Annotated in this window: 19 protein-coding genes; 9 read left to right on the top strand and 10 right to left on the bottom strand. The window is 43.3% G+C overall.

Annotation, left to right across the window (positions count from 1 at the left end):
- The first annotated feature begins 75 nt into the window (after positions 1 to 75).
- From RTX25_RS05755 to RTX25_RS05770, 4 genes are all read left to right on the top strand, one after another.
- The gene (locus RTX25_RS05755) at positions 76 to 1,137 is read left to right on the top strand and encodes an FAD-dependent oxidoreductase (RefSeq protein WP_312651641.1); all 1,062 of its coding nucleotides are present in this window, start codon (positions 76 to 78) and stop codon (positions 1,135 to 1,137) included.
- The gene (locus RTX25_RS05760) at positions 1,137 to 1,781 is read left to right on the top strand and encodes a protein disulfide oxidoreductase (RefSeq protein WP_312651644.1); all 645 of its coding nucleotides are present in this window, start codon (positions 1,137 to 1,139) and stop codon (positions 1,779 to 1,781) included. The genes RTX25_RS05755 and RTX25_RS05760 overlap by 1 nt, the downstream gene beginning before the upstream one ends.
- A 92-nt stretch (positions 1,782 to 1,873) precedes the next feature.
- A complete protein-coding gene (locus tag RTX25_RS05765; RefSeq protein ID WP_312651647.1) occupies positions 1,874 to 2,071 on the top strand; it encodes a DUF6132 family protein in 198 nt (65 codons plus the stop codon).
- 125 nt (positions 2,072 to 2,196) lie between these two features.
- Positions 2,197 to 2,742, top strand: a complete 546-nt coding sequence (locus RTX25_RS05770) for a 4Fe-4S binding protein (RefSeq protein WP_397428521.1) — start codon at positions 2,197 to 2,199, stop codon at positions 2,740 to 2,742.
- 117 nt (positions 2,743 to 2,859) lie between these two features.
- Here the strand turns inward: RTX25_RS05770 and RTX25_RS05775 are convergent, their stop codons facing one another.
- The 4 genes from RTX25_RS05775 to RTX25_RS05790 form a co-directional block, all read right to left on the bottom strand.
- Complete coding sequence (locus tag RTX25_RS05775) at positions 2,860 to 3,009, bottom strand: hypothetical protein (protein WP_312651653.1); 150 nt, start codon at positions 3,007 to 3,009, stop codon at positions 2,860 to 2,862.
- Positions 3,010 to 3,093: 84 nt separating this feature from the next.
- Positions 3,094 to 4,152 carry an IS1595 family transposase gene (locus RTX25_RS05780; RefSeq protein WP_312651658.1) on the bottom strand — a complete coding sequence of 353 codons (1,059 nt, stop codon included), beginning with the start codon at positions 4,150 to 4,152 and terminating at the stop codon, positions 3,094 to 3,096.
- A gap of 283 nt (positions 4,153 to 4,435) precedes the next feature.
- Positions 4,436 to 4,843, bottom strand: a complete 408-nt coding sequence (locus RTX25_RS05785; protein WP_312651661.1) for a PH domain-containing protein — start codon at positions 4,841 to 4,843, stop codon at positions 4,436 to 4,438.
- Positions 4,844 to 5,069: 226 nt separating this feature from the next.
- Positions 5,070 to 5,345, bottom strand: a complete 276-nt coding sequence (locus RTX25_RS05790; protein ID WP_312651664.1) for a DUF5661 family protein — start codon at positions 5,343 to 5,345, stop codon at positions 5,070 to 5,072.
- A gap of 368 nt (positions 5,346 to 5,713) precedes the next feature.
- Between RTX25_RS05790 and RTX25_RS05795 the strand changes: the two genes are divergently transcribed.
- Positions 5,714 to 6,568: a deoxyribonuclease IV gene (locus tag RTX25_RS05795; protein ID WP_312651667.1), complete on the top strand. Its 855-nt coding sequence runs from the start codon at positions 5,714 to 5,716 to the stop codon at positions 6,566 to 6,568.
- A gap of 211 nt (positions 6,569 to 6,779) precedes the next feature.
- On the opposite strand, the gene RTX25_RS05800 is transcribed toward RTX25_RS05795, so the two are convergent.
- Positions 6,780 to 7,166, bottom strand: a complete 387-nt coding sequence (locus RTX25_RS05800) for a DUF302 domain-containing protein (RefSeq protein WP_312651670.1) — start codon at positions 7,164 to 7,166, stop codon at positions 6,780 to 6,782.
- 181 nt (positions 7,167 to 7,347) lie between these two features.
- Here RTX25_RS05800 and RTX25_RS05805 point away from each other — a divergent pair, with 181 nt between their 5' ends.
- Positions 7,348 to 8,526: an amidohydrolase gene (locus RTX25_RS05805; RefSeq protein ID WP_312651673.1), complete on the top strand. Its 1,179-nt coding sequence runs from the start codon at positions 7,348 to 7,350 to the stop codon at positions 8,524 to 8,526.
- 111 nt (positions 8,527 to 8,637) lie between these two features.
- Here RTX25_RS05805 and RTX25_RS05810 read toward each other — a convergent pair whose 3' ends face one another.
- The 3 genes from RTX25_RS05810 to rsgA all read right to left on the bottom strand — a co-directional run bounded on the left by RTX25_RS05810 (position 8,638) and on the right by rsgA (position 12,555).
- Positions 8,638 to 10,794, bottom strand: a complete 2,157-nt coding sequence (locus RTX25_RS05810; protein WP_312651676.1) for a DNA topoisomerase III — start codon at positions 10,792 to 10,794, stop codon at positions 8,638 to 8,640.
- 185 nt (positions 10,795 to 10,979) lie between these two features.
- On the bottom strand, positions 10,980 to 11,441 hold the full coding sequence (locus RTX25_RS05815; RefSeq protein WP_312651679.1) for an ASCH domain-containing protein: 462 nt from the start codon (positions 11,439 to 11,441) through the stop codon (positions 10,980 to 10,982).
- Positions 11,442 to 11,484: 43 nt separating this feature from the next.
- Positions 11,485 to 12,555, bottom strand: coding sequence for a ribosome small subunit-dependent GTPase A (gene rsgA / locus RTX25_RS05820; protein WP_312651682.1), 1,071 nt, complete (start codon positions 12,553 to 12,555; stop codon positions 11,485 to 11,487).
- Between the two features lie 436 nt (positions 12,556 to 12,991).
- Between rsgA and RTX25_RS05825 the strand changes: the two genes are divergently transcribed.
- On the top strand, positions 12,992 to 13,150 hold the full coding sequence (locus RTX25_RS05825; protein WP_312651685.1) for a zinc-ribbon domain-containing protein: 159 nt from the start codon (positions 12,992 to 12,994) through the stop codon (positions 13,148 to 13,150).
- Between the two features lie 258 nt (positions 13,151 to 13,408).
- Positions 13,409 to 13,567: a zinc-ribbon domain-containing protein gene (locus tag RTX25_RS05830; protein WP_312651685.1), complete on the top strand. Its 159-nt coding sequence runs from the start codon at positions 13,409 to 13,411 to the stop codon at positions 13,565 to 13,567.
- 183 nt (positions 13,568 to 13,750) lie between these two features.
- Here RTX25_RS05830 and RTX25_RS05835 read toward each other — a convergent pair whose 3' ends face one another.
- Both RTX25_RS05835 and RTX25_RS05840 read right to left on the bottom strand, forming a co-directional pair.
- The gene (locus tag RTX25_RS05835; RefSeq protein WP_312651688.1) at positions 13,751 to 15,595 is read right to left on the bottom strand and encodes an ABC transporter ATP-binding protein; all 1,845 of its coding nucleotides are present in this window, start codon (positions 15,593 to 15,595) and stop codon (positions 13,751 to 13,753) included.
- Positions 15,588 to 17,324 (bottom strand): ABC transporter ATP-binding protein, encoded by a 1,737-nt coding sequence (locus tag RTX25_RS05840; RefSeq protein ID WP_312651691.1) that lies wholly within the window; start codon positions 17,322 to 17,324, stop codon positions 15,588 to 15,590. Before RTX25_RS05840 ends, RTX25_RS05835 begins: the two co-directional genes overlap by 8 nt.
- Positions 17,325 to 17,554: 230 nt before the next feature.
- On the opposite strand from RTX25_RS05840, the gene RTX25_RS05845 reads away from it, so the two are divergent.
- On the top strand, positions 17,555 to 18,544 hold the full coding sequence (locus RTX25_RS05845) for a DegV family protein (protein WP_312651693.1): 990 nt from the start codon (positions 17,555 to 17,557) through the stop codon (positions 18,542 to 18,544).
- Positions 18,545 to 18,572 lie beyond the last annotated feature (28 nt).

Consider the following 18,572-nt stretch of genomic DNA (forward strand, 5'->3'; position numbering starts at 1 on the left):
TGGAAACATGCACTTAATCCGATAATCAATTCAAGTACTGTCCCTGGACAGTAAATAGCGGCGGGAGGTTATAATATGGCATTTTCCTTTCAGGTAGACCTGAAAAGCGATTTTACGAAAAAAGACAAAAACAGTCTGGATATGGAAAAAATCTACGATCTTCTCATTGTAGGCGGAGGGCCTGCAGGGTTAAACGCTGCGCTCTATGCCAGAAGAAAAGGTCTGGAAGTCGGGATCATCACCAAAAGAAAAGGTGGACTACTTCTTGACACATCCATTGTAGAGAACTATCTGGGCATCAAAGAAATGAGCGGCGAAGCCATTGCAGAAGAATTCCTTGAGCATGTCAATACCCTTGAAGTGCCCATAAAGGATGACAGCGAAGTCATCATGCACTCAAGAGACGGAGAGCTTCATCTTCTGACGCTTTATTCAGGAGAAATCTTCAAAGCGAAGACCATCATGGTCGCCACAGGATCTGATCCTCGGCATCTTGATGTACCGGGAGAAGACACCTATGCAGGAAAAGGCGTAGCCTACTGTGCCATATGTGATGCCCCGCTGTTCAAAAACAAGGATGTGCTCATCGCAGGTGGAGGAAACTCCGCTGTTGAAGCGGCACTGGATGTAGCAAAAGTTGCAAACTCCGTGACCCTAGTACACAGAAGTCAGCTGAGAGCCGACAGCATCCTTGTGGAAAAACTTTATGCGGATCCCAGAATCACAGTTCATCTGGAAACCCAGATTCTGGAGATCTTCGGCGAAACAGCCATGAAAGGAATCCGGGTACTGGATAAGGTAAACAACAAGGAGTATGAGCTCTTTGCTGATGGCCTTTTCATTGAAATCGGCCATGTACCAAACCTCGGACCGTTTAAGGATATACTTAAGCTCAATGATTTCAATGAGATCATTGTAGACGGGAAAAACCATACCAGCATCGAAGACGTCTTTGCTGCCGGCGATGTGACTACTCTCCCTTTCAAGCAGATCATCATTGCAGCCAGTGATGGTGCTAAAGCCGCACTTGCTGTCAGTGAATATCTCAATGCGAAGAAAACAACTGAATCATCAGTACTGCAGACAACAGAAAACGAGCAACTGCCACAATTTAATTTTACGGAGGAAATAAAATAATGAAAATGTTCAATGAAGAAATCCAGGGTCAGCTTAGAGAAGTATTTGAGGAACTTAAGGGCGATGTGACCATCGCACTGTTCACAAAAGAAGGCGAATGCATTACTTGCGAAGAGACAAAAGCCTATATGCAGGAAGTGGAAGAGCTGAGCGACAAGCTCCATCTAGTGGAATACGACATGGAGAAGAACAGCGATCTTGCAGAAAAGTACAATGTTAAGATGGTACCATCCATCGTACTTCTTGACAGCAATAAGGAATATCATGGTGTGAAGTTCAACGGTATTCCAGCAGGACACGAAATCAACTCTTTCATTCCTGCACTTCTTGAAGTTTCCGGTCACGTAAGTGAGATGCCTAAGGAACTGGAAGAAAGAATCATGAAGATCGACAAGCCGATGAACATCAAGGTGTTTGTCACACTCAGCTGTCCTCACTGCCCAGGAGCAGTGCAGAAAGCCCATAAGCTTGCCCTGATGAACCCTATGATCGATGCTGAGATGATTGAAGCGGAGACCTTCGGAGAGCTTTCCATGAAGCATAATGTTTCAGGTGTGCCTAAGATTGTCATCAATGATCAGTATGACCTTCTTGGTAACCAGCCTATCCAGGAGTTCCTGAACACCATGGAAAAAATTTCCTAAGCCTTAAGAACTGACTTTCCCCTAAATAGATAAGATGCAAGAAAGGATGACGATTCCGCCATCCTTTTCTTCATCCCATATAAGGAGAACTTATGGAAACAACAGCAAAAGACAAAAGAAGGAGAAAAAGAATCATGAAGATTGCCATCGGCATCGTCATTGGAGGACTTGCAGGATATCTGTATTACTACTTTATCGGTTGTGACGGCACCTGCCCGATCTCCTCAAACCCTTACCGTTCAATTCTATACGGTTCCGTTATGGGCACACTTCTCGGATCCGCATTTTAGGTTAAAAATATAAACTAAAGATTAAATCAGTGAGGTACCATCTTGAAGAATCATAAATATCTGTATGCCATTACCCTGGCTTTTTTTGCCCTGCCCTGGTCAACATCCATTTTGCCCTACTTGGTGTGATCTGTATGGCCATCCCCTTCTACCTTCTTCAAAGAGATACGAAGAAGACCTGGTGTCAAAACTACTGTCCCCGCTCCAGTCTCTATATGACACTTGGCAGGAAGAGAAAGAAGAAAGGCAAGGTAACCCCCATGTCCTTCATCAAAGGCAGACTGAAATATGTAGTGCTTGTGTACTTCGGCATCAGTCACTCCATTGCAGTCATGTCCACGGTGCAGGTAGCCCTTGGTAATATGCCGCCTATGCTTATCCCAAGATTCATGATCATTCTGCCCATAAGCTCAGGCTTTCCTCAGCTGGTTACCCTCACGGGCATTCCTGTGTGGATCACTCATCTGGCCTTCAGAATGTTCTCCATGATGATGACGACCACCATCATAGGACTTACCCTCTCCTACGTGTACAAACCAAGAACCTGGTGCACCATCTGTCCCATCAACACCATTTCCGATATCTACATTATGGAAAACAGAAAGAGACAGTCCCCGGGCATACAGAAAAAGGCTCTGTATGAAAGTAGTGTTGAAAAAAGGCATAATTAAAGGGATTCATTTCGAACCCCTTTTTCGTTGACTATAATAATAATATATACTGATTAGTTTTTAGTATTAGTATTCTGTAGGGGGTGTGGATTTTGCACAAAGCTCCAACCTTACAGGTCATAAACTCTTTGTTTCTTCGACCACTTTTTTTGATTTTTCTTCTATTTCTCTATGGGCTTCAAGGATAGCAAATTTAACCGCATAGAAAATGATGAGAAACAAAATCACAGCTGGGATGATATATATTAGTATGCTGAGTGCTTCCAAAATGATTCCTCCTTCAAGTTGATAGTGATATTTTAGACTTTGGTTATAAAGAGCGTAATACATATTCCAGACAGCTAACTTTTATTAAATGTAAACTGGCCCCCTTCCTTGAAAATCTTTGATTCTGACATTGCAGTTTGATGAGTGTGCATGTATCAAAAGCTGTTTGCTTTTCAAGGCTCTTTTTTCGCTCTTGAAAAACTCCAGCCATTTAAACCAATACAGGTAATTAGCTAAATACTTGGTTGATACACCTTTGAACTTTCGCATCCATCCTCTTAAATTGCTATGCAAGGCATTGATGTTCTGGATGTGATAGATACCTTCTTTAAACTTCCCATTCTTGATTTGAACAAGTGAGACACCATGTTTATTCGCATAGGTTTTATAGCTGCTCAGCGAATCCGTACACATGATGGAGTCTTCTTCTATTCTGTCATTGAATATCTTTTCTAAGTGTGTATAGCTCATTCTTCCTTTACAAGTCAATTCAGTAATGAGATTTCCCACTCTGTCTTTTGCACAGACAACGCAAACAAGCTCGGAAGAAATTCCTCGCTTCCTTTTCACCGCAGAGCTGTTTTTACCCTTTAATCCACGCTTTCGGGATGTGCGTGGCATCGTGAATACTTTGCTCTTCTTATGATTTCCCTTGAAGGATTCTCTGAAAAATAGTTCATCTACTTCAACGACTCCACCTACGCTACCGACACCGATATATGCTCGAAGTGCATCCAGTATCTTATGTCTCCAGAAGAAAGCTGTTGTAGGATTGATTCCTATTTCATCTGCTGTCTGACGGATGGAATATCCATTAATCATACACTTTGCGAAATGCAACCAAATATCTACATCATACCTACTATTATGCTTTGGGGACAAGGTAAAATCAGTAAATGTTTTTCTGCAGGACTTACAGAGATATCTTTGTTTGTTTTTGTATTTCCCATACCTGGAAACTTCCTCATGTGAGCAATGCGGGCAGACTTTCCCCTTGGAGAATCTGGATTCCTTGATGTTCTTCGTGATTTCCTTTGAAACTGCACCAAATGTTATCACTTCTTCCAGATAATTTAGTATTTCTTCTTTGTCTGCATAACCTAAAGAATTTATATCTTTTTTGATAGATTCTATAGTTGGCATGAGAATACCTCCGCAATAGTTTATATAATTATATTATACCAAATTTTGCGAAAATATTCCATTTTCAACACTACTTTCATACAGAGCCCAGAAAAAAGCATCCTAGTTTGAGACCGGTAAACTATATATCATTAAAAAAGACATTAAAGGAATAGATTCTCTGATGAATCTTCCTTTAATGTCTTTTTCTCGTGTCGTTTTCTATACTGATCATCTTATTTCTGTCCTAAAGCATCTTAGCCAGTGCCTGCCTCTATATTACCTGTTCCAGGAAGTGCTGTTATTATACTGGTACAGTGCTATGATTTTCCACATATTCGCAGAAACCCCTTGCCTGGCTGTTTGGAATCTGATGAATCTCCTTTCTCGAACCTTGAACTTCTATAATGATCTTCCCGAAAATGAAACCTTTCTGATGCATCATGGAACTGATTTCATGATAAGTCCACTCTCCATAATTCACATCATTCAACGTATTGTAGTTTTTACCGATGAAGATGACTCTCCTGTCCGTTGCAATCAGCAGTCCCCAAACATTTAAATGTATTCCTTTTGCGATTCTTTCAACATTTTCGCCCTCCGAAAGAATATCCGGCAAAAGTGCGACCAGGAAATAATCTCCTCTGCGGATAAAGGCGTTTGTGCCATCAAGGTTTTCAATCTGTTCCATTATCTGTGTTCTTCTATCCATTTAACAACTCCTCATTGTTGATTGCAGGCTGTAAAAACCTGAACTTAATATCATAGTAGACCGTTCATCAATAAGAGGTCTCAATGAGATTGTGACCACAGGCAAATCCACCCTGAGGCTTTCTTCTGCTGCCACTCGCCAAAGTTGGCTCTTGGAGAGCATCATACTCTCCAAGAAATGAAATCACCGGATGCTGGACAATCCTTTGCTTTGACTGTACTTCTTACTATGATCTGTTTTCCCAGTATGCTTCCGCTTCCGCTTCCATTTTCTTCAGACGTGTGTAATAGTCAGGAAACTCATTGAGATGCGCCAGTGCAATCTTTGCAGTCGTAAGGGGATCATCGTTTGTGACATTGGTGTTCTCATCTTGACTTCCATGTTCCAGTTCCACATTCATTCCTGCACAAAACTCAGCCACATGGAACTTCTTCCAGTCAATGCCTAATTCTTCTCCATAAGCCTTGGCTTCATCCTCTGTAAATCTCTTTTTCTCTGACATTTCCATGCATCTCCTTCTTTAATTATGGTATCGCTTTATTATTTATTTCACCTAAAAAAGAGCTCTTTTTCTGATAGCCTTCTTTCTTTTAGTGCTGTCTGTCACCTCTATTATCTCACTTATTCACGGGATATCAACACCGAGGAAAAGTTATCAATAAAGAAGTGATTTGGGGTGATTTGGGGTTCCAGTTTCTGCACCGGAAAATCGATTTTCGCCTTAAGTTCCATTGGGCTTATTATTTTCGCGACGAAAAGTCAGGAGAAATCAGTTGCGTCCATCTGATAAATAGCATAAAATCCAATCACACAAAATTCAATTTCTGTTGTATACTGGTGTTAGAGAAAAACTCAGGAGGAATAGTTATCATGAAAATCGGATCTCACGTTTCCATCAAAAATGGGCTTATCGGTGCGGCTATGGAATCTTTCAGCTATGGCGCCACCTCGTTTATGATCTATACAGGTGCCCCCCAGAACACCCGAAGATCTCCCATTGAAACAATGAAAATCATGGAAGGACACGCTTTCATGAAAGAGCACAACCTGTCGGACTTCGTGATTCATGCCCCCTATATCATCAATCTGGCTTCCTACAAACCAGAAATCTTCAACCTGGCAACGGAGTTTCTGAAGATTGAACTGGATAGAACCACTGCTTTAGGTTCCAATTATCTGGTGCTTCATCCAGGAGCTTTTACAGATATGGATGTGGAGTATGGTATCAATAAAATTGCTGAGGGACTGAATATGGTGCTGGACAAGGACACAAAGCCCTTCATCTGTCTGGAGACCATGGCCGGAAAAGGTACAGAAATCGGAAGAAATTTTGAAGAGCTCACGAGGATCATAGAACTTGTGGAACACAAAGAAAAACTCGGCATCTGTTTTGATACCTGTCATACCCATGACAGCGGGTATGACATCATACATGATTTCGATGGAGTGATAAAGGAGTTTGATGATGTCATCGGTCTTGATAGATTAAAGGTTTTTCATATCAATGGCTCACTGAACATAAGAGGTGCCAGGAAAGACCGTCATGCAAATATCGGAGCACGGGAAGGCAACCCCAAAGGAATAGACCAGATTGGTGCTGAAGCATTAAAGTATATTGTCCATCATGAAGTGACAAAAGACAGGCCATTGATTTTAGAGACGCCTTGGCTGGACAAGAAAACGAATCTGTACACCGAAGAAATCGCTTTTTTACGTGGTGAATAGATACTAAGATAGATTTCATTCCAATTATGGATAGAGCTGAAAAATCCTTGAACTGGCCGCTTAGGTCTATCCAAGGATTTTTTATTTTAATATTATTTATATATTTAATAGGTACCTGAGCGGCGCATAATTGCACCAGCTCAGGTCTCTATGACTTCATCCATATACCATTCTGTTTATCAAAAACTGTTATGGGAATCATCTATCCATCTTATACTGCAGCTTCTATGGCTTCCTTAAGAATTCCTTCCACTTCTTCAGCCACATCATCAAGCTCCATGCCTTCCATGACTCCTGCAAGACTTGTGGGTTTCATCATACCGATCTTCACACCGTCTTCCTTTTCGTATACAACCATTTTGCAGGGCAGCATGTAACCAGCTTCAAGGTAACGGTCAAGCACCACTTTCGCCTTTGGTGGACTGCAGACTTCCATGACCTTGAAGTCTTTATTGAAATCCAGTCCCTTTTCCTGCAGTTTATCCTTGAAATTCATTTCCCATAGAACACCGAATTTACGATCAGAGAGAGCCTTTTTCAGGCTTTCAGATGCTTCTTCAAAAGACTTTTCTGTTTTCAGTTCAAATATCATACTCATCTTAAGATCCTCCATGTGTTATTTTTATTCAATATACCACTAGGGGGTATATTAATCAAGATTAAGAGGGTGAAATTCATCTTTTGTATACATCTGTCCATTATCTGTTTAGAGCTTCATTGACACTGAAATCTTAATCCTATAGAATAGTCTGAAAATAAGGTTTTACAGGAGGACATCCATGCAGGAATTACAGGAGAAAAAAGCGAAATATGAAGACTACATCATAGAAATGAGGCGACATTTTCACAGCTATCCGGAGCTTAGTCTTGAAGAGTTCGAAACCACAGCTTTTATCGCTGCAGAGCTCGATAAAATGGGCATCCCGTACATCAAAGGAAACCCTACAGGTCTTGTGGCAACTATAAAGGGAAATCATCCAGGAAAAACAGTAGCCCTTAGAAGCGATATGGATGCACTGAAAATCACTCAGAAAAATGATGTTCCCTATAAATCCAGAACAGAAGGAAAGATGCATGCCTGCGGACATGATGCGCATATGGCCATCCTGCTGGGTGCAGCAAAGATGCTTATGGACTCCCTTGATGAGATCCATGGCACAGTTCACCTCGTTTTCCAGCCAGCAGAAGAAATCGGAAAAGGCGCAAAGATCATGATTGAAACCGGAAACTGGTATGAAGAAACGGACAACATTTTCGGCGCGCATATCTGGTCCAATCTCCCCTCAGGAAAAGTCTCACTGGAATCCGGTGAAAGAATGGCCGCAACAGACAGATTCAAGATCAGTATTGAAGGTCTCTCCGGTCATGGATCCATGCCTCATCAGACCGTTGATGCAGTGGTTGTGGCATCCGCCCTGGTCATGAATTTCCAGACCATCGTCAGCCGTGAATACAGCCCCCTTGATCCACTGGTTGTTTCCGTAGGTTCCATCCACTCAGGTACTGCCTTCAATGTCATTTCAGGAACTGCCGAACTGGAAGGAACAGTCAGATACTTCAGCCCTGAAATCGGAAAAACCATTGAAAACTCCATAAGTAGAGTCATGGAAAATACTGCCTCTCTTTATGGTGCAAAAGCAAAACTTTCCTATGTCTACAACCTGCCTCCAGTGGTGAATGAAGAAGAGTCTTCCGCCATTGCCTATGAAGCGGCAGCAGAAGTTATGGGTAAAGAGAATATCGTACTTCAGGAAAAAACCACAGGCGGTGAAGATTTCGCCTTCTATCTTGAGCGTAAACCCGGATGCTTCGCATTCATCGGCTCAGGAAATCCTGAAAAAAGCACAAACTACGCCCACCATAATGATCACTTCAACATTGATGAAGATGTCCTCTCCACAGGAAGTTCCCTATACGCTGAGTATGCACTGACCTATCTGAAGAAACACAGACTTTAAGACTTTCTTCAAAGAATATTACTATAGAACAACTAGCAAGGCTGATGGAAACCTCATGATTCCATCAGCCTTGATTTTATCTTAATCATTCTTCTGCAGTTTTATTAAGAGTTACTTCTTAAAAAGATCCTTGAGCGCATCTGCCATGGCAGAGTTTAATGGCTCGTCGTTCTCTTTGTTGATCTTGTTCAGGTACTGCTTCACTTCGCCCTTTCTCATGGCAGTCCCTTCCTTTTCTCTTCTTGCCTGGAAGGCCGTAAGCTTCTCGCGATAGCCGCACTTGCATTTGAAGTACTTGCCTTCTCCTTCACCCACAAGTTCCATCTTCTTCTTGCATTCAGGGCATCGGGCGTTGGACTGTGAACTGAGTGTCTTTCTGTAGCCACATTCTCTGTCCTGGCAGACAAGCATGGTGGAGTTCTTTCCTTTGACTTCCAGCATGTTCTTTCCACAGGTTGGACATTTATGTCCGGTAACATTGTCATGACGGAAAGTGGCCTTTGAAGATTTGATTTCCGTAATGACTTTTCTTGCATAGTCTTCCATCTCTCTGATGAAGGCTTCTTCTGTGAGCTGACCGTTTTTGATCTTCTCAAGCTTGGCTTCCCATCTTGCGGTCATCTCGGGTGAAGTCAGATCAACCGGTGCCAGATTCAGAAGCTGCCTGCCTTTTTCCGTGATGTGGATCTCCTTGCCTCTTTTTTCAAGAACAAAGGAAGAAAACAGCTTTTCGATGATGTCCGCTCTTGTTGCAACTGTTCCTAGCCCGCTGGTCTCCTTCAGGATGGCTTCCAGCTTTTTATCGGATGACTCCATATATTTACCAGGATTTTCCATGGCAGACAGAAGTGTGGCGTCTGTGAAATAGGCCGGAGGCTTGGTCTTTCCTTCCTCCAGGATCACTTTCTCCACTTTCAGTCTGTCTCCCTTTTTAAGAAGGGATTCTCTCTCTTCCATTTCCTCTTCGTCCTGTTCTCTCACAAGGGCTCTATACCCCTGGCTGATGGTGACCTTCGACTTGTTTTTGAAAGTCTCTTTACCTATGGCACCTGTAACCACCATTTCCTTATAGACGTATGGATCCATGAGGACACTTAAGAATCTTTTCACAACCAATAGGTAGATCTTTCTCTCTTTGTCCGTAAGTGTCGTAAGGACAACAGACTCTTCTGTCGGGATGATGGCGTGATGATCGGAAACCTTGGCGTCATTCACATAGCTCTTCTTTTCCTTTATGCCTTTTCTCAGGATCTCTCTGCCCACACTTGTGAGGTCTCCCTTGGCGGAAGCTTTGACTCTGTCGGCCAGTGTACCCACGACATCTCTAGAGATATACCTTGAGTCCGTTCGGGGATAGGTCAGTATCTTATGACGCTCATAGAGCGCCTGCATGGTGTTCAGGGTTTCTTTGGGGCTCATACCGTAAAGATTGCTGGCATCTCTCTGGAGCTCCGTAAGATCATATAGAGGCGGCGCCTCTTTTCTCTTTTCACTGACCTGCACATCTTCTATGAGCATATCTTTTCCGTCGAGCTGTTTATATTTCTCCTTAGCCTCATTCTGGTTGAAGATTCTTCCCCCTTCATGCTGAAAGAGAACACTTCCTGCTCTGACCTTAAGGGTATGGTAAGGAACCGGCTGAAAAGCTCTGATTTCCTCTTCTCTGGACTTAACCATGGCGAGGGTCGGTGTCTGAACTCTACCTAAAGAAAGCTGAGCATTATGCTTGACGGTCAGTGCACGTGTCGCATTGATGCCTACAATCCAGTCCGCCTGACTTCTGGCTTCTGCAGATTTATAGAGATTTTCATAGTTTCTCGCATCTTTCAGATTCTTAAACCCGTCTTTTATGGCCTTCTCTGTAACGGAGGAGATCCAGAGCCTCTTCATGGGCTTCCTCACGCCGGCTTTTTTGATGATCCAGCGGGCAACAAGCTCACCTTCACGTCCCGCATCAGTAGCAATAACAATACTATCTACGTCCTTGCGGTCCATGAGAAACTTAACGGTCTTATACTGCTTTGCGCTCTGACCAATGACAGAAAGCTTCATCTTCTCCGGGATCATGGGCAGAAGTTCCATCTTCCACTCCTTGTACTCCGGCTTATATTCTTCTGGCGCCGCAAGCGTGACCAGGTGACCCAGAGCCCATGTGACCACATAATCCTTTCCTTCAATATATCCGTCTTTTCCCCCATTAATACCTAGGGCTTTTGCGATATCTTTTCCCACTGAGGGTTTCTCAGCGAGTACCAGTGTCTTACTCATACTTTCTCCTTCATGCCATACCATCATGGCTCTTCTCTTCAATATTTATCTGAATCTCTATCCCTATGATTATATCATATGCAACCAGGCAGGATTTTCATGATTCCTGGATCTATGGTAGCCTTATGGTTCATAAAAGAGAAGAGATGGATGATATATGACGCCATCCATCTCTTCTCTATATTCTACTGATAAATCACTCTGAAATCTTCAAAGACGACAATGAGATCTTCACTGAAGGAATACCCCATTTCAGCCCCCTCATTTCTGAAGAACTTTTCATGGCCTCTCTGCCAGGACTCGAGATTATCATCCTCACCTTCACGGCTGCAGATTTCATAGGTCATTTCATTGTAGGGGATATGGGTAACCTCAACTGTTTCGATTACACATCTTGGGTTACCTTCAAAATCAGTAACCACCGAAAGATCACCGATCTCGGGTAATCTTTCTCCATCGATCTCAAATGAATTTCTGCTGCTGGCTGTTGCCTTTTTCTTTCCTGAAAGGACAAGCTCCAGAAGCGACTCTGCAAGTTCCTTTGTCAGCTCAAAATGAAATACCGAGTAGCAGCGGGTATCTTTGTCTCTTCCTGTTTCTTTAATGAACCTCGCCCAGTATTCAGCTGCTTTTTTATCCATAACCATGACAGTCAGCTCCTTCTGATCAGTATTAAAGGGAAGTGTTCTCCTATCTGTTCTTGGACTTGAACTCTTTTCTTGCTTTCTTGAGCTCTTTTTTGCCGCCGAACATCTCTCTTATTTTCTTCTCTTCGATCTGCCTTGAACTCAGTCCGTCATATTTCGTCTCTTTCTTCAGCTTCTGATAGTTCTCATATCGCTCTCTTGTAAGAAACCCTTCTTCAAGTGCATGTCTGATGGCGCAGCCTGGTTCTTTTTCATGGCTGCAGTCATTGAATCTGCATTTTGTCTGAAGCTCCATAATGTCCACAAAAGACTCTTCAAGGTCCGCGTGGTCAATGCCCAGCTCTCTCATTCCAGGAGTATCGATGACTGCACCGCCTTCAGGAAGAAGAAGCAGTTCCCTGCTGGTTGTGGTATGTCTGCCTTTGTCATCATTTCTCAGGCCCTGAGTGGCCATGACCTCTCTACCTAGGAGTCTGTTGATCAGTGTGGACTTGCCGACACCGGAAGAGCCGATGAATGCCACCGTTTTGCCTGTACCAAGGTAAGGCTTAAGAGCTTCGTAGCCGTGCTCATCGCTGCCGGAAGTGACCAGCACATCGTAGCCGATGGTAATCTCTTCCACCTCTCTCTTTTTTTCCAGAGGATCCTCACACAGATCAGATTTGGTCAGTACGATGACAGGAACCGCGCCGCTGTCCAGGGCTACTGCAAAATATCTTTCCAGTCTTCTGAGATTGTAATCATTGTTCAGTGCCATACACAGAAATACCACATCGATATTTGCGCCCACTGCCTGAGGCTTCGGATTTCGCCCTGCCGCTTTTCGGACAAACAGGCTTTTTCTCGTCAGGATCGCATGGATGATGGCATATCCGTTTTCGTCATCCTTCCGGTCAACCATGACAAAGTCTCCCACAACCGGGAAATCTATGGGTGAAGCTGCAAGGTATCTCATCTTTCCGGATACCTCTGCATGAACCTCGCCCTCGATCAGTGCGACGGTATAAAGATCCTTATGCTGCGAGATGACTCGCCCTGCATAAAGTCCTTCGTGCATTTGAGCTTCATTTTGTATTCTCTCGGTGAAGCCCAGGTTTTCAGTTCTTTTTTTCAATTCTTTTTCCTCCAAGTCAGTTTTTCATTGGAGGTTACGCATCCTTAAAAGGCATATCCTCCGGTCTGGTTTTTTAAAACATCTGCAATATCATTTCTCATAATCTACCACTCCTTTCAAGTTAATATGCCAGATGTATCACCAGAAGGTTCAACATCTACAAACATTATAATACTAAACCATTCGTCAGCATACATAAAATTCAAAATAACCCGTCAATCCGTAATCTGAAGACCCATACCTGACCTATCTCGCATTATTTACACCTCATTATAACGAGATGTGCATATCGTCCTCATTTACTATCTATTTCCCTGAGACTCTGTTATACTGATGTAGTCCTAATAAAGGATAAATAACAGTTTAACAAGAAGATTTAGCTTTCGCCTTAGCGACAGAGGATTTTAGGGACAACTGTTCTAAGGAGGAAAAATCAATGGAAGACAAGAAGATCATATGCAGAGACTGCAACAACGAATTTTTATTCACAGTAGGTGAACAGGAATTCTACAAGGAAAAAGGTTTCGAAAACGAACCAGTAAGATGTCCTGATTGCAGAAGAGCAAGAAAGAACGAAAAGTTCAACAGAAGATAATCTTATAAATCAGCAGCTGCGCAGGCAGCTGCTTTTTTTATTGAAGATGTAATATACAATCTTCAGATTATTCTACAATTAAGGTTCTACAATTTATATAAAACTTTTTCGGGAAAACGCTTTTAATTGCAAACCACCTGTGTTATAATAAAGCTGTCCTTGAAAAGGGATAATAAAATACAGTTAGTTACAAAGATTTCAATTTCGCCTTAGCGACAGAGAATTTTAGGTATAACTGTTTCTAAGGAGGAAAAATCAATGGAAGACAAGAAGATCATTTGCAGAGACTGCAACAACGAATTTTTATTCACAGTAGGTGAGCAGGAATTCTACAAGGAAAAGGGATTCGAAAACGAACCAGTTAGATGTCCTGATTGCAGAAGAGCAAGAAAGAACGAAAAGTTCAATAGAAGATAGTCTAATAAAATCAGCAGTTGCGTAAGCAGCTGCTTTTTTATTTGTCATTATTTCAAAGAATCCTCTATATGAAGAACAACGATATCTCTATATCCCTTCCCTCCAAAGGGACATCGCCGTCTTAAATACCGTCTGCGGAAACATCATTGTTTCCGCAGACGGTATCTCTTCAGGTTTCTTCTGCTACCCCATGTTCCCTAGCTGGCTGAGGACCATCTCACTGTAAGGTCCTTTCTTTTTCATCAGATCTTCATGGCTGCCTTCTTCAAGAATCTTTCCTTCGCCGATCACATAGATACGGTCAGCATTTCTGATGGTTGAAAGTCTGTGTGCGATGATGATGCTGGTTCTTCCTCTGAGAAGCTTCACCATGGCTTTCTGAATATCTTTCTCGGTTTTTGTATCCACAGAACTTGTGGCTTCATCCAGAATGAGCACCCTCGCATCACTGAGCACAGCTCTTGCGATGGAGAGAAGCTGTCTCTGCCCCTGACTGAGTGTATCCGTATTTCCTGAAACCATAGTGTCAAATCCATCAGGCAGCATGAGAATGAACTCCTCCGCATGGGCAAGCCTTGCTGCAAGGATGATTTCCTCTTCAGTCGCATCGGGCTTTGCATATCTTATGTTGTCTTTTATGGTTCCTGAAAAAAGAAATGTGTCCTGAAGAACCACGGAGAAATTCTCCATGAGACTTCTCCTTTTTATGGACCTGATGTCCCTGTCGTCAAAGGTGATCTTTCCTTCATCAAGATCATAGAATCTGGTCATGAGATTGACGATGGTCGTTTTTCCCGCACCTGTCTCCCCCACAAGGGCTATGGTTTCTCCAGGATTTATGCTAAAACTGACATCTTCAAGTACTTCTTTTTTACCGTCGTAGGAAAAATGCACATGCTGGAATTCTATTTTACCAAGAGGTCTGGTTATTACTTCCGCATCCTGACCATCTTCAACTTCCTCATCCTCATCCAGAATCTCAAATATTCTTTCCGCTCCAGCCAGAGCAGACTGGATGTTATTGAACATACCCGCAATATTGTTTAGCGGTCTTGCGAACTGCTTGGAGTAGGTCAGAAAACTCACAACAATTCCGATGCTGAGTGCTCCTCTGACCGTCATTACGCCTCCTGCAAGGGCTATAAGCGCAAAGGAAAGATTGCTGATGACATTCATAAACGGCATAAGAAAACCTGCCCATATCTGAGCCTTTGTGGCATGATCGCACAGCTCAGAATTTGTTGTTCTGAACTCTTCCTCCATCTTCTCTCTCTGATTGAAGGCTTTGACCATCTTAAGACCGGTTATGCTCTCTTCCGTTATCCCGCTCAGCTTTCCGAGCGCTCTCTGTCTGCCCATAAAATAGACTCTGCTTCTTTTTGCGATGACTCTGGTGAGGATCATAAAAAGAGGCACCGAAACCAGTGAAAGTCCTGTCAGTATGAGATTCAGATAGAGCATCATGCCAAGGGTACCCACAAGGGTAAAAAGCGACGCGATAAACTCGGTGGTCGTCTGAGCAATGGATCCGCTGATGTTGTCCACATCATTTGTCATTCTGCTCATGGTGTCCCCATGAGGCCTCTCATCATAAAAATTCAGCGGGATTCGCTGAAGCTTTTCAAAAAATGTTTCCCGAAGATCCTTGACCAGCTTCTGGGTGACCTTAGCCATGAGCACACCGTTAATTGTCTGCAGAAACCAGACCGCGGCATAGCAGATGAGAAGCGTATAGAGAATCCGATGAAGAAGAGAGGTATCAACAATCTGTGCTTCAATATCATAGGTATTTATGGCCTGCCCGATGAGCAGCGGCACTGAAAGAGAAATGGCCGATGCCAGAAGTGTAAGAATCGTGGCGGTAAAGATCGCTTTTCTGTATCTTCTGAAGAGACTGATGAGCCTTTTCAGCGTATCTCTGATGTTCTTCGGTTTTTCCACAGGATCGAACCTTTTCGCTCCTCCCCCGAATCTTCCGAATTTGGGCATATTGTCCATTTTTTCAGTGTTTAATTGTTCTTTAGCCATGCTCCACCTCCAAATCATCCTCACCGATCTGAGAGGTGTAGATTTCTCTGTAGATTTCACAGTTTTCCATGAGGTCTTCATGGCTTCCGAATCCGACCCTTTTCCCATGGGAAAGCACAAGTATCCGATCTGCGCCAAGTGCTGTTCCGATTCTCTGTGTAATGATGATCGTGGTCTTTTCCGGACTGAAGGCTCTTATCCCCTTCCTGACCTTGGCATCTGTTACGGCATCAAGGGCACTTGTGGAATCATCCAGGATGAGCAGTCCTGATTTCTTGGCGAGAGCTCTGGCAATGGAAATTCTCTGCTTCTGTCCGCCGGAAAGATTGACTGCTCCCTGCATGATTTCGCTGTCGTATCCTTTATCCATTTTTTCGATAAAGTCATGCGCCTCTGCAGTTCTTGCCGCCTGAACAACCCGTTCAAGGGGAATATCCTCTTCTCCCCATGCAATGTTCTCTCTGACGCTTCCCGAGAAGAGCATGGTCTTCTGAGAGGAAAGAGAAATGGCTTCACGAAGACGGCTGATATTGATTTCTCTGATATCCGTCCCGTCCAGAAGGATCTTCCCCCTTTTGACATCATAGAATCTTAATAGAAGCCAGGCGAGGGTTGATTTTCCGGATCCTGTAGGTCCTATGACCGCAAGGGTTTCTCCTCTTTCAAGGGTAAAGGACAGATCTTCAAGAGCAAATCTTCCGCTTCCTTCCGGATAGGCAAAGGATACCTCCTGAAACTCCACTTTCATTCCCTCACCGCTAAGGGTTCCTTCACCCTCATCCAGATCGGATTTCGCACTGAAGATTTCCGATATACGTTCTGTGCTGGCCTTGGTCCTGACGAATGTATTGAAGATATTCGTAATCATGATGATGGAGGTGAGTATCTGAGTCATGTAGCTGATGAAGGCTGCAACCTTTCCAACTTCAATTTCTCCACGCATGAAGAAAATGCTTCCGATATATAGAACCAGTGCGATTCCGACACTCACCACAAGGCTCAGAACCGGAGCAAAGTAGGCCACGATGACCTGAGAAGAAATCCCCTTTTTCTCGAGGTCCGCATTGGCTTCTTCAAACTTATCCTCTTCATGGCTCTGACGCCCGAAAGCCTTGACGAGTCTTATACCCATGAGATATTCCTGGATCACGAGATTCAGCCTGTCCATGGCTGCCTGAACTTTAGCAAATCTCTTGTAGCTCATCTTCATGCTGACGGTGATGAGAAGTGACACGATACCCACGACCAGAAAAAGAACAAGGGAAAGATTCGGGCTTAAGGCAACAGCCAGAATCATACTTCCTATTCCTGTCACAGGAGCCTTGAAGAAGATTCTCATCATCCCGTTCACGAACTGTACCGACTGGGCAGTATCGTTTGTCATTCTTGTGATCAGCGAACCGCTGTCGATCCTGTCCGCACTCTCCTCTGAGAAGTTCATGATCTTTGAGAACAGATCTTCCCTCAGATCCTTCCCGAACCTTTGAGATACCTGCGAGGCCAGAATATTTCTCATTGCGGCAAACACCGCACCAAGGGCAGTGATGAAAATCATAAGCAGTCCCAGTTCAAGGACAATCTGAACCTCACCCTTTCTTACCCCATCATCAATGATTCTTGCCATAATGGTAGGCTGAAGCAGATCACACATGGATTCGAAGAATACAAAAGTGACCGCAGTAAAGAACAGCACCCTGTATTTCCTGAAATATCTTCTATAAATCCCCATCTTCTTTCTCCTGTCTGAATATCATAATATCAATATTATAGCATCTTCTTCTTTCCTTCTTCTCCTTGAGGTCTCGGCTTAGGGTACAAAAGTTCGAAGGAACAGACCAGAGATTCATCCAATCCGAAGAAATTATTAGGTTAAATGTCCAGGATGCTTTATAATAATGAAGATAAAACATGGCGCTAAATGGAAAAAGCCTATACCTTTCCATGCCATATGGAGGAAAAATGATTAAACTAATGGCAGATTCAACCTGCGACCTATCCCAGGAAATCCTGGATAAATATGACATCAGCATAGCACCCCTTACTGTGACCATGGACGGCAAAAGCTACAGAGACCGTATCGATATTACAGCGGATGAGTTCTACAGCATGATGGAAAAACTTGAAAATCCCCCAACAACAGGAATGCCAAGTCCTGTTTACTATCTCGACATCATGAGAGAAGAGGCGAAAAAAGGAACCAAAGAAATTCTCTGCATATGCATGTCCAGCGGAACCAGCGGTGCCTACCAGTCGGCAGCACTTGCCAAAGACTACTTCTACGAGGAGAATCCGGAGTCGGATATAAAAATCTACGTCGTGGACTCCAAGTCCATGAGTCACGGCAGCGGTTGGCTCATCATGAAAAGTGCCATACTTCGTGAGAAAGGTGCATCTTTTCAGGAACTCATCGACTTCAATGAAACCTATAAGACCAACGTCAAGCACTTCCTGACAGTAGATGATCTTGATCATCTCATCAGAAGCGGAAGACTTTCCGGTGCCAGTGCGATCATCGGTAAAATGCTTAAACTCAAACCCATCATGACCATGAAAGACGGCAAAGGTTCCATTGTGGCCAAGGAAAGAGGAAGAAGAAAAGTACTTGCTCACTATATCCGTGAATTCCAGAAGAGAAATGATGAAGCGCTTACAGATTTTGTCATTATCGGTTATACCACAGACAAAAGCTATGCAGACAACCTGAAAGCTAAGCTGCTTGAAGAGACCGGCTTCAAGGGTGAGATCCATCTCATGCAGATGGGCGTTGCAGTAGGTACCCATGTAGGTCCTGGCGGACTTTCCATGTTCTTCATGGAAACCGGAAACCGTAAGGATAACCTTCTCATCAACGAAATGGAATCGCTCATCGAAATGAAGAACGAGTTCCTGATAAAAATTCTCGGTGAAATAGAAAATAAGATGCATCTGTATATTACGGTTTTTCCGTAGATAAACAGATGCATTTTTACTTTATATT

Source organism: Proteiniclasticum sp. (assembly GCF_032054185.1).
Lineage (GTDB): Bacteria > Bacillota > Clostridia > Clostridiales > Clostridiaceae > Proteiniclasticum.